Origin of the sequence: Anaeromassilibacillus sp. D41t1_190614_C2, assembly GCF_015558525.1 — a bacterium.
Lineage (GTDB): Bacteria > Bacillota > Clostridia > Oscillospirales > Acutalibacteraceae > Anaeromassilibacillus > Anaeromassilibacillus stercoravium.
The window spans coordinates 41,157-52,843 of the sequence record NZ_JADMOD010000019.1; the positions used below are offsets into that span (position 1 = coordinate 41,157).

The 11,687-nt window shown below is 51.3% G+C and carries 12 protein-coding genes; 8 read left to right on the forward strand and 4 right to left on the reverse strand.

Translation table 11 applies throughout. From position 1 onward, the window contains the following. Window positions 1-39: 39 nt before the first annotated feature. Entirely contained in the window at window positions 40-207 is a 168-nt protein-coding gene (locus I2G69_RS12885; protein ID WP_162611382.1) for a hypothetical protein, read from the reverse strand. Between the two features lie 24 nt (window positions 208-231). After that, window positions 232-561, reverse strand: a complete 330-nt coding sequence (locus tag I2G69_RS12890) for a plasmid mobilization protein (RefSeq protein WP_195560895.1) — start codon at window positions 559-561, stop codon at window positions 232-234. A 616-nt stretch (window positions 562-1,177) separates the two neighbouring features. Here I2G69_RS12890 and I2G69_RS12895 point away from each other — a divergent pair. The 6 genes from I2G69_RS12895 (at window position 1,178) to I2G69_RS12920 (ending at window position 8,779) form a co-directional block, all read left to right on the forward strand. After that, window positions 1,178-1,771, forward strand: a complete 594-nt coding sequence (locus I2G69_RS12895; RefSeq protein ID WP_195560896.1) for a type IV toxin-antitoxin system AbiEi family antitoxin domain-containing protein — start codon at window positions 1,178-1,180, stop codon at window positions 1,769-1,771. Then, complete coding sequence (locus tag I2G69_RS12900) at window positions 1,768-2,592, forward strand: nucleotidyl transferase AbiEii/AbiGii toxin family protein (RefSeq protein ID WP_330610168.1); 825 nt, start codon at window positions 1,768-1,770, stop codon at window positions 2,590-2,592. Before I2G69_RS12895 ends, I2G69_RS12900 begins: the two co-directional genes overlap by 4 nt. Window positions 2,593-2,712: 120 nt before the next feature. Next, complete coding sequence (locus I2G69_RS12905) at window positions 2,713-4,299, forward strand: site-specific DNA-methyltransferase (protein WP_195560897.1); 1,587 nt, start codon at window positions 2,713-2,715, stop codon at window positions 4,297-4,299. Between the two features lie 13 nt (window positions 4,300-4,312). Beyond that, window positions 4,313-6,916 (forward strand): DEAD/DEAH box helicase, encoded by a 2,604-nt coding sequence (locus I2G69_RS12910; RefSeq protein WP_195560898.1) that lies wholly within the window; start codon window positions 4,313-4,315, stop codon window positions 6,914-6,916. A 215-nt stretch (window positions 6,917-7,131) separates the two neighbouring features. Further along, window positions 7,132-8,334 (forward strand): recombinase family protein, encoded by a 1,203-nt coding sequence (locus I2G69_RS12915; RefSeq protein ID WP_195560899.1) that lies wholly within the window; start codon window positions 7,132-7,134, stop codon window positions 8,332-8,334. 13 nt (window positions 8,335-8,347) lie between these two features. Further along, on the forward strand, window positions 8,348-8,779 hold the full coding sequence (locus I2G69_RS12920; RefSeq protein ID WP_195560900.1) for a hypothetical protein: 432 nt from the start codon (window positions 8,348-8,350) through the stop codon (window positions 8,777-8,779). A 390-nt stretch (window positions 8,780-9,169) separates the two neighbouring features. Here the strand turns inward: I2G69_RS12920 and I2G69_RS12925 are convergent, their stop codons facing one another. Then, entirely contained in the window at window positions 9,170-9,529 is a 360-nt protein-coding gene (locus I2G69_RS12925; RefSeq protein WP_087235005.1) for a helix-turn-helix domain-containing protein, read from the reverse strand. Between the two features lie 147 nt (window positions 9,530-9,676). Between I2G69_RS12925 and I2G69_RS12930 the strand changes: the two genes are divergently transcribed. After that, window positions 9,677-9,985, forward strand: coding sequence for a helix-turn-helix domain-containing protein (locus I2G69_RS12930; RefSeq protein WP_087235004.1), 309 nt, complete (start codon window positions 9,677-9,679; stop codon window positions 9,983-9,985). A gap of 589 nt (window positions 9,986-10,574) precedes the next feature. Beyond that, entirely contained in the window at window positions 10,575-10,781 is a 207-nt protein-coding gene (locus I2G69_RS12935) for a helix-turn-helix domain-containing protein (RefSeq protein ID WP_087235003.1), read from the forward strand. A gap of 354 nt (window positions 10,782-11,135) precedes the next feature. On the opposite strand, the gene I2G69_RS12940 is transcribed toward I2G69_RS12935, so the two are convergent. Continuing rightward, a partial coding sequence (locus I2G69_RS12940) for a hypothetical protein (protein WP_195560901.1) occupies window positions 11,136-11,687 on the reverse strand: 552 nt, incomplete at its 5' end.

Consider the following 11,687-nt stretch of genomic DNA (forward strand, 5'->3'; position numbering starts at 1 on the left):
GTAGATGGTGCATCACTTCCTTTTTCCGGCAAAGGGAAATTAAGGCGGGCGGTGGGATCGTTTGGAGTGGTAATGCGGGCAGACAATCACCATTGCACGGAAACTTTGCTTGCAGTTGTGAACGCACCTGCGGCAAAGGGCGTTATAGGCGATGCGCCTGCGGTCATTCAGAAAGAACGCCCATTCTTCTTTTCGCTTTTTACTCATACGCGGCATAACGGCCTCCTGTCATTACAATTCCTTTCGCTGGTTTTCTTTGAGCAGCGACCAAATCTCGACTTGCCGTTCTTTCAGCTCCGCAACATCCTCAGCGTAGAGATGCCCGGAGCTGTTAATCCGGCGGCAAATCTGGTTGATATTGCTGGCAGCCCGGCTTACGGCTGCGGCCAGCTTTTTCTGCTGGGTGTAATCCACTTTGATGATGTAGCCGTCGATTGCCATTTTTCTGAGATATGCGCCCATGTTCTTAGTACCGAGCTGAGCCATCTTGCTTTGGATAAGCTGACGCTCCTGCTCGGTGACACAGAACTCGATGCGGATCGGCCTTGTGCGTTCAGCCATTGGATATTCGCCTCCTTCAAACTACAACGGACAAATTTTTACGGATTGGGGGGCACCCGAAAAAATATTCCCTCTCATATTCCAACGGACAGTTTCGAGCAAAAACTTGGTACCCGCTCAGGAAAAATTTCCTTTCACTTTACAACGGACATTTTTTGCGCCTATTAGCGGGTAGGGCAAAAGTAATATTTTGGAACCGAATACCACCTCCTACTTTACAACGGACAATTTTTTGTGAATTGGGGGGGATCTCCCCAAAAAACTTTTCAATTTACAACGGACATTTTCTCCGAGAAAAACAGGGGTCTGCTTAAAAATAAAAATGCTCCCGGCCTTGGAAAAAGCGGAAGCATCGTGATCTGCGGATATGAGATTTCAGAGAACAGCAAGCACAGCCGCTGTCCGTACACAGCGGCGAAATGTGTGCTCCGGCCTGTCGGCCAGTCTGCCCATTTGTTCTTGTTGGGAATACCCAAACCCCGTTGATTTTATGCAAGAATGTTGACTACTATCATAATATTAAATCCGGTTTTATGTGTATGGTTTTGCTGTCGTTGTTGACTATCATCGTGATTTTGGATATACTATTATCAGGTTGTTATTGCGAGGTGAGCGGATGGACTATATGGCGGAACTGGCCGCGATTGCGAATAAAAACGGCGGCATCATCGAAACGAAAACAGCGGCGCAGCACGGCATTTCCAAGGCGATGCTCTACAAGCTGTGCAAGGCGGAAAAGATTCACCGCATCGTCAAGGGGCAATATGTTCTCCCGGAGGATATGCAGGACGAATTACTGTCCATCAGCCGCCGGTCGAAAAACATTATTTTTTCCCACGAGACGGCGCTGTTTCTTCACGGAATTTCCGACCGGACACCCTTTGAGCACACCGTAACTGCGCCCTCTGGCTGCATTCCGTCTGCGGCTATCAAGGCGGAGTGCAAGGTGTACTACATCAAGCCGGAGCTGTTCGAGCTGGGCAAAACAATGTTGCAAACCCCCGCCGGGAATCCCGTTCCCTGCTATGATCTGGAACGCACCATCTGCGATGTGATCCGCAGTCGCAATAAGATTGGGACGGAAACTTTTTTATCGGCGCTGAAACAATACGCTGTCAGCCCCAAAAAGGACTTGAACCGGCTGGATGAATATGCCCGGCAGATGCGGGTGTCGGGCGTTCTGCGTCAATATTTGGAGGTGCTACTGTGAGCAATGCTATGAGCCTGAAAGCGAAAATCCGCAACATCGCCAAACAGAAAAATATCCCGGCACAGGTCATTTTGCAGAACTATATGTTCGAGCGTCTGCTTGTCCGCCTTGCGGCCTCCGCATACAAAGACAAGTTTGTGTTGAAAGGCGGGATGCTGGTGGCGGCTATCGTGGGGCTGGATAACCGGGCAACGATGGATTTGGACACAACGCTGAAAAATCTGCCCCTAACCCCGGAGGCTATCCGCAACGCATTGGAGCAGGTGGCCGCCGTTTCCTTTGACGACGGCGTGACCTTTAAGGTGGGGAAAATCTCGCCTATCCGGGAGGATGACATTTACGGCGGCTACCGTGTGATGCTGAACGCCCATTTTGACACGCTGATTACCCCGCTGAGCATCGATGTGTCCACTGGGGACGCTATCACGCCTCATGCGGTGCAGTACCAATTTTCAGAAATTTTCGATGACGAAAAATCCTACGAGCTGTGGGCATACAACATCGAAACCGTCATGGCGGAGAAGGTAGAAACTATCCTGCGGCGGGGTGTGTTCAATACCCGCCCCAGAGATTTTTACGATGCGTACATACTGGCGACCACGCAGAAATTTGATAAGGCCGTGTTCGCCGAAGCGTTAAACGCCACCGCAGCCCATCGCGGCACCGCCCGGCAGATTGCGGATGTGCCTGCCATTTTGCACAACATTGAAACCAGCCGAGAACTCAAATCCATGTGGGAGAAGTACCGCAAGCAATTTGCCTACGCCGCCCACATTGAGTATAGCCAGATCATAGATGTGCTGAAAACGCTGGTTGGCTGACAGTGAACTGCACTCGAAATTAAGATGCCCGCAACACGGTTCGGGTTCGATTAGACAAAATACGGCCCTCCCGATACGGGAAAGGTCTTTTGCGACAACAGCGACAGGGAGGAACGACCCATGCCCACATTGGAATGGATTGGAAAAGAGAAGGTCATCAACCATCATCAGGAGGTGCCCTTCCGGGTGTTGGAACGCCAATACAGCTTTGACGAGAATGGCCAGCACACCGAGGACAACGGCAGTGAGAATATGATCATCCACGGGGACAATCTGGACGCACTGAAGGCCCTGCTGCCCCGGTATGAGGGCCGGGTGAAGTGCATTTACATTGATCCTCCCTATAACACCGGCAACGAAGGTTGGGTGTATAACGACAATGTGAACGACCCGAAAATCAAGAAGTGGCTGGGCGAAGTGGTAGGCAAAGAAGGCGAGGATCTGACCCGCCACGATAAGTGGCTGTGCATGATGTACCCCCGGCTGAAATTGCTGCAAAAACTGCTGGCGGAGGATGGTGTTGTCTTTATTAGCATAGATGATCGTGAGCAAGTCAGCTTACGCATGATATGCAACGAGATTTTTGGCGAGCATAACTTCTTGGCACAATTCATCTGGCAAAAGCGTACATCTCCCGATATGCGTAAATTAGTTAGTACAGCGCATGAATATATCTGTGCTTACAGTAAAAATATTGCTTTTTTGACGAGTGCTATCAATAAAGTTGCTTTAAGCGAAGAAGATGCTGCGAATTATAAGAATCCTGACAATGACCCGCGAGGTCCGTGGGCTTCCAGTGACTTTACAGCGCAAGGATATAGACCAAATCAAATGTATGAAATTGTAACTCCTGGTGGAGCCAGATATACACCTCCTGAAGGTCGATGCTGGAAAAATATTGAAAGTGAATTTATCAAACAGCGTGATGACGGGCGTATATGGTTTGGTGCTGATGGGATGGGAATCCCTCGCAGAAAAACTTATCTATCTGAGCGCGAAGGAAAAAATGTTTGGACTTGGTGGGACAACAAGAGTGTTGGGCACACACAAGAAGCCACAAAAGAAATTTCTAAGATATTTTCGACCCCGACAGCTTTTGACTATCCTAAACCTGTGCGTTTAGTACAGCGCATTATTCAAATTGCCACATCAAAGGATTCCGTCATCCTTGACTCCTTCGCCGGTTCCGGTACCACCGCCCACGCCGTCCTCAACATGAACAAGGCCGACGGCGGGCACCGCAAATTCATCTTGGTAGAGATGGAGGACTACGCCGACAGCATCACTGCCGAGCGGGTGCGCCGGGTCATCCGTGGCTACGGTGAGGGCAAGAACGCCGTGGAGGGCACCGGCGGCAGTTTCAGTTACTACGAGCTAGGCGATTCGCTGCTCATCGGCGAAAACTTGAACGAAGCCGTAGAGCCAGAAAAAATCCGGGAGTACATCTGGTTCATGGAGACCAAGACACCCTACACGCCCGCCGCCGGGGACAACCCCTATTACCTCGGCCAGCACAACGACACCGGCTATTACTTCTACTATGAGCCGCAACGGATCACGGTGCTGGACTATGATTTCTTGGCTACCGTCACCGAAAAAGCAGGCGGCACCGTAATTTACGCCGACCGCTGTTCCATCAGTGACGATAAGCTGTCGCAGATGGGGATTGTTTTCAAGAAAATCCCCCGCGACATCAGCCGGTTATAAGGAGGCGACATACATGGAACTGAAAACCTATCAGCGGCAGGTCATCGCCGATTTGAACCGCTATCTGGAATTGCTGGGCGAAACCAAGGATTATATCGCCTCCTTCCGCCTCTTTTGGCAGGAGAAGGGCGCGCCCACGCTGGGCATCTATCAGGATGTATTGCCCGGCGTTCCTAACCTCTGCTTCAAGGTGCCCACCGGTGGCGGGAAAACCTTTCTTGCCTGCAACGCTGTCCGGCCCATGTTTGACGCGCTGCCGTTTACCAAGACAAAAGCGGTGGTGTGGCTGGTGCCGTCCGATGCAATTCTAACGCAGACCGTCAAAGCCCTAAAAGACCCGCGCCACCCATACCGCCAGAAAATCGATGTGGATTTTGGCGGGCGTGTGGAGGTCTACACCAAACAGGAGCTTTTGAACGGACAGAACTTCAACCCCACCGCCGTTACCGAGCAGCTCTCCATTATGGTGCTGTCCTACGATTCCTTCCGTGGGCGGGGCAAGGAGGGATTGAAAGCCTATCAGGAGAACAGCAACCTTGCCGCCTTTGCCAAGGTGCTGGGCGCACCGGAAAATCCCATTGAGAAGGCGGACGAGACGGCACTGTTTCAGGTCATCAATCAGCTCAACCCGCTGGTGGTCGTGGACGAGAGTCACCACGCCCGGTCGGAGCTGAGCATTGAGATGCTCGCCAATTTCAACCCCTGCTTTGTGCTGGATCTGACCGCCACCCCCAAGAAACGCAGCAACATCATCTCCTATGTGGACGCGGTGCAGCTTAAGGCGGAGCACATGGTCAAGCTGCCGGTGATCGTCTATAACCGGGACAGTCAGGCAGAAGTGCTGATGGATACAATCGACCTGCGGGACAGGCTGGAAGAAATCGCAGCGGCAGAATATCAAAATGGCGGAAAGTACATACGCCCCATCGCCCTGTTCCAAGCCCAACCAAAGGGCAAGGAGGATGCGACCACTTTTGAAAAACTGCGGGCGGAGCTGATGAACACCGGGATTCCCGCCGAACATATTGCCATCCGCACCGCCGATGTGAATGAGCTGAAAAATGTGGACTTGTTGTCCCCGGACTGTCCGGTGCGGTACATCATCACGGTAAACGCGCTGAAAGAGGGCTGGGACTGTCCCTTTGCCTATATTCTGGCTTCCCTTGCCAACAAAACCAGTCAGGTGGATGTGGAGCAGATTTTAGGGCGTATTTTGCGCCTGCCCTATACTGTGGAGCACAGGGCAAAGGCCCTGAATATGTCCTATGTTCTGACTTCTTCCAACGACTTTAACGACACGGTCCAGCAGATCATCCGTGGTCTGAACAGCGCCGGGTTCAGCGACCGGGATTACCGCCTTGCAGAGACGGCAGAACCGGTTAAGCCCGCACCAGTACCGGAGCAGCTTCCGATCATCGAGCCGGAAGCCCCGCAGGAGGATTTTGCTGGGCTGGACGGGAAATCCATCGGGGCAGAGCTGCAACGGCGCAGAGAGAGCGAAAATTCGCCGGAATCCGCCCCGAAAGCGGACAGTATGCTTGCTGAGGCCCAGCAGGCGGGCGACGCATACAATCAGGCGGTGCAGGGCGCGGACAACGACCCGTTTGCAGCCGCTCTGCCGTGGGAGGTACGGGACAAAGTGAACACATTCCATATCATCCCTCAGTACCGGGAAAGCGTGGACGGGCTGCTGATCCCACAGTTCTTTCAAGTGATTCCGCAATCCCTGTTTACCGATGGGGATAAGGTGCTGTTGAGCAAGGAAATGCTTGCAGACGGCTTCACCCTGAAAGGCAAGGCATACGACATTGATTTTGCCGCAGCGGACGATGAGATCGTCAAAGTCGATGTGGAAACTGGCCGCAGTGTGCCGAGGGCTTACCAGATGGAAGCTGCCGACCAGCGGTATTTCAAGGAGTATTTCAGCAGTTTACCCCCGGAAAGCCGCGTGCGCCAGTGCAAGGACATGATGATTCACCAGTTGGACAAGCTGAACATGGTGGATGGCAGCGATTTGCGCGCCTATGTCAATCTCATTGTGGACGGGATGGATCGGGAACAGCTTGCCGCGATGGAAAAAGCCCCGCTGGGCTTTGCCGCAAAAATCCGAGCTAAAATCGAGACTCTGCTGGATCAGCACTATAAGGAGACTTTCTTTACATGGCTTGACCGGGGCAAAATCGTGTGCGAACCGTCCTACCGCCTGCCATCGGCAATCCACCCCACGAGCAGTACGGCGATTTACGGAAGGTCGCTCTATGAGGCCGAGGAGGACATGAACGCGCTGGAACAGGATTTGGTGAAGCGACTGACGGCCATTCCCAATGTTCTGTGGTGGCATCGGAATATCGCCCGGCATGGGTTTGCCATCAACGGATACTTCAACCACTACCCGGACATTATGATTATGACCAAGAGCGGTAAGATCATCCTTGCCGAAACCAAGGGCGAACACCTGAAAAACGACGACAGCCGCGAGAAAATTGAACTGGGTGCGGCTTGGCGGAATGCGGCAGGAAACCAGTACCGATATTACATGGTGTTCCGGGATGAAGAAAATCTGCCACACGGAGCGGTGAGCATGGGACAGTTTGTGGAGACAGTCGAAGCCCTATAATAAGTGAATAACCGCATCTCATATTTTCTGATGGGGCAGCAGAGAAATCTGCTGCCTTTTTCTTATGGTGACTACCCTACCGGGATTCGTCCCGGTGGGCTTGTCATAAATAAACGCACAGGGAGGCGATACAGGTGAAAAGACAAATTTGCGCAAAGGAGGTGGCATACCCATGCAGCACAAGAAAAAGGCTGTAAATTCGATGGAGGCAGGATATGGCAAAACCGCTTGACCCCAAGAAGATAGAATCGGCCCGTCAGTTTAGCAGCCGTGCCGAGCGCAGGGAACAGCGGCGGAAGCTCATGCAGGACGAAATTGCGGAAAATCAGCGCAGCAACGGCGTGATTGTGATTTCCCCTAAAAAGTTGCAGGAAGTACAGCAAGAGTGCCCAAAACTGCGTGTTGCGGCGTACTGCCGCGTCAGCACACAGGAAGAAGAACAGGTTGGCAGTTTTGATATGCAGGTCCGGCATTTTACCCAGCGGATTGAAAGCAATCCCGACTGGGAGCTGGTGGAAATCTATCAGGACGAGGGCATCAGTGCCACGACCGTCAAAAAGCGCTTTGGCTTTCAAAAAATGATTGCCGATGCGGTGGACGGCAAAATCGATCTGATCCTTACCAAGAGCATCAGCCGCTTTGGCCGCAATATTGTGGATATATTGGACAACCTGAATGTTCTTTCTGCGCTGAATCCTCCTGTCTCGGTGGAATTTGAGACGGAGCACATCACCTACACAGGCGATGGGAAAAACAATCTGCTGATCGTCCTTCTGTCTGCGCTGGCCGAAATGGAGTCCCAGCAGAAAAGCGAGGCCATCAAAGCGGGGATTCGCTGGCGCATGGCGGAGGGGATTTACAAATTCTCTGTACAGAATACGCTGGGGTTCTACCGCGACCACTTTGGCCGGTTGGTCATTGAACCGACCGAGGCGAGGATTGTTGAGTACATCTACGAGAGCTGCTTGGAAGGGGGAACGCCGTCTGAGATTGCGGCTGCACTGACCGAACAGGGGATTAAATCCCCTATGGGCAACGATAGCTGGTCTGCCGGTACTGTCCGCAGCATCCTCCGAAACGAAAAATACTGTGGTGATACCTTGATGCAGAAAACCTATACCAAGGATTTCCGCACCCACAAGTCTGTGAAAAATACAGACCTGAATATGTACTTCAAGGAAAATCACCATACAGCAATTATCAAAAAAGAGGACTGGCTGAAAGTGCAAAAGCTGCTGTCTGAGCGGCACACTTCACCCCATAAGGCGAAACTGCGTTTCCTGAGCAATCGATTTGTCGCTCACCGCGTCAAAGATGGCCTGTTCAAAGGGTATTTGATTCTTGATTCCCGGTGGTCTCCTGCTGAACGGCAGGAATTTATGAAAATTGTCGATGACACACAGGATAACACGAAATGAAAGGATTTTTACAATGAATTTTGATTTTTCTTCTCTGAATTTTGAAACGATTGACTCCAACATCAACGCTTACCCGGATATGTACCTCAACCAGAGCGGTGTCACCTTCAGCAAGAAGGTGCTGGAGGATCTGGGTTATCCCGCCTATGTGCTGTGCCTGCTGGATGCCAAGGCAAAGGTGTTTGCAATCCATATGTGCAAGAGCAACGAGCCGAAGGGCTTTAAGTTCTCCAAGCCGAGGGGCGAACAGAAGGGCGTTGTGACGATTTCCAGCAAGAATTTGCTGGAACCGCTCCGCGCCGCCACGGGCGAGGATTGGGTTCCGGGCAAGCGGTACCGCGTTCGCGGTTTCTGGGTTGCTGACGCGAAAACCATGTGCTTTGATCTGAACGAAGGCGTTCGGGAAGATTTTCGTCAGAATCCCGCCAATAGCGATGACAAGTAAGCACGGAACCATTTGACCGTATGAAAAAGATGAGCACGACCCATTTGTATAGGCCGTGCTCATCTTGTGTTTTCTAAAAGTAGTAGTGCTCTTTTCATCTGCAAAACAGCCGATTCCTCTACGCCATTTTTACGCCATTTCCGCGTGAGACTGCATAGAGAAATATGAAGTTATAATTTGGTTGGTTTTGCGTAAAACCGCGCTGTATCAGGCTTTAGCGGCGTTTATAGAGAGGTATAGAGATATGGAATCCAGCGTTTGAACGCCAATACCCAACTTCATGGATGTGAACCCCTTCTCTTATCGAAATCGTTTCCGGCGCAAACGCCGGTTGCCGTGGGTATTATTATATCTGTTTTCCCGGCAAAGCGCAACACCCGCCCCCATGTGTCAACGGCTTTCCCAGAGATTCCGCACCGCGCAAACGAGCTCCCGCATTTCCTCGCGTTCCAATCCATGCGCCTGCAAGAGGATCCTTCGGACCCTTGGGCCGCCCTCCTCCAGCACCTTCATCCGATGCGAGGCATCCATCGCCCGCACCAGGGATTCCTGGCTTTCGCCCATCATGGTGTCCATGGAGACGCCGTAGAGGTCGGAAATCCGTTTGAACGCCGGGACGGTTGGGGTACTTTTTCCGGTTTCATAGTAGGTATAGCTGGACCGGTCCAGTTCGAGCATATCGGCCAGCTGTTTCTGGGTCAATCCTGCGCGATGCCGCAACATGCGAAGTGCTTCATTTAGATTCATCATAATAAACGCCCCTTATTTTTTGTGAAGAAAAATCACTTCAATAGCACATCTATATAGTTGTATTTTCCTAAACACTATATGTATTAATTTTGGGTCCCTTTCATACTATAATAATAGAGTATCATAAAATGCATTTGGAGGCGAAAAATGGATATTGGCATAAGCTTCAAAAATCTACGCGAAGGCAAAGGCAAGAGCGTTTATGCCTTATCCAAAGAGACGGGTGTATCGGAAAACCATATTCATTCGATTGAGAAGGGGTCCACGCAACCGTCCGTTGCGATTTTGGAAAGGTTGCTCAACGCACTGGGGGTAACATTGCCGGAATTTTTTAACGAAGACCGGGAAGTCCTCTATCCTTCTGCATATGAGCGGGAGTTGATCGCTTCCGTCCGGAAGCTCGACGGGGAACAGGCCCATGTACTCCTGCAACTTGCAAAATGGCTGGAGCTATGACGGTCTAATAACAGAAATTGCACCAAAAATGAGAAAGCAAAAAATTGTATATAGAAACAAAGGCTGTTTCATACGGTACTCGACCGCGTTGATGGACGGACGGGCCTATGAAACGCCTTTTTTATTTTCCGGTTACAGACGCCCGCAGGGGAGGTTCCATTCATCAGCCTTTCATCCCGCACAAACGGCCGGAGCAATTTCCATTTTTGAGCGGACGCTTTGGGGGATTTTAAATAAAGGAGTGGACAGACTACTTTTTGGCACACCTTTTTAGGAGCCCGTTTCCCATGGGCAATTTTTTCTGGCGAAACGTCCTCCTGCGCTATGTTGTTTTCGTTTTATATTTTGAGAGGCAAATATGTAAGAGAAGTTCCGTACATCCATACATGCCTTCTAACCATCTTCGTTTGCTAACTGGTTGAGCCCCTGATGAAAAACCCGGTTCTGTATAGTTCCGATTTTTTTATCTGTGATTAAAATCGACTTAAAACGTGTTGTATAGTCTCTATTTATCTTCATTATACTCAATATATTAGGTATAGTCAATCTATTGAGTATGGTAGGATAGGGTCTAGCAGAGGTGCATTTTATGATCAGCTATGAGCCCTTTTATCAGACCCTGTTTCGAAAAAACATCACGGAATACCAGCTCATTTACAATTTCGGTTTTTCTGCGAACACCCTGCACCGGATGAAACACGGTAGAAACATTACGCTCAAGACGCTGGACACACTCTGCTGTATTTTAGAATGCGATATTGCGGACATCATCGCATACCATCCCGATGAAGCTTAAACAATCTGCAAAGCATCCTTCGCAGGCACACGGACGCGCGGCGTCTTTTCGCGGACCTCCGGTCAGGACGCGGACGCACAGCGTCTTTTCGCGCCTACGGCGGGCACAAAGTGCCTCTCTCGCCTACGGCGTTCCCTAAGAAAGCAAACGGAAAAGAGTTTGCTTTCTGCTCCATAGGGGAAGCCCTACAGAAGCAAGGCAAGAATCTTCATAAAGGCAACCATCGCAGTCCCACCACATGTGGGAAATAGAAGCATCAAATACAGAAGGACCCAATCCCGGGAGCTCCAGGATTGGGTCCTTGCTGTTTATTAGGGAAAAGCCTTCCCTCTTATCTCGATGTCTCGTCCACGATTACGCAATCGTAACTGTGCAATGCTTGACCGCGTTCTGGCCCGGCAGGGTGGTGTAAACGCCCGTGCTCTGGCCCGGCGTGCCGATCGCATAGACTCTGTAATAGTAGTCGTTGCCGATCTTCGCCACGAACTGCGTCTTCAGCACTTCACCATTGCCGACGGTAAAGCCCGGCGTCATGGCGTTGCCGTTGACTACCGTCATCTTGAAGCAGTATGCGCTGCCTCTCTTCAGATTGAAGTTGACCGTCGTGTCGGAAACCACATACGCCTTCTGGCTGGTCACGCCCTGCGCTGCGGATACCACGCCCGCTGCGCCATATGCGTTGCCAGCATTGGCAGACGTGCTGCCCTTGCCGCTGTTGTTACCCGTGCTCGGCTTCTCCGCCTTGACCAGGTTATTCGCGGCAGCTTCCAGGTTGGTATATGCCTTTGCAACCGCCTGTTCGTCTGCATTTGCATCCGCGGCAACCGTCTTCGCAACGCTCAATGCCGCCTTAAAGGCTGCCACGCTGCGGTCGGTGTAGCCGTCCAGATCCTTCTGCTCCATCTC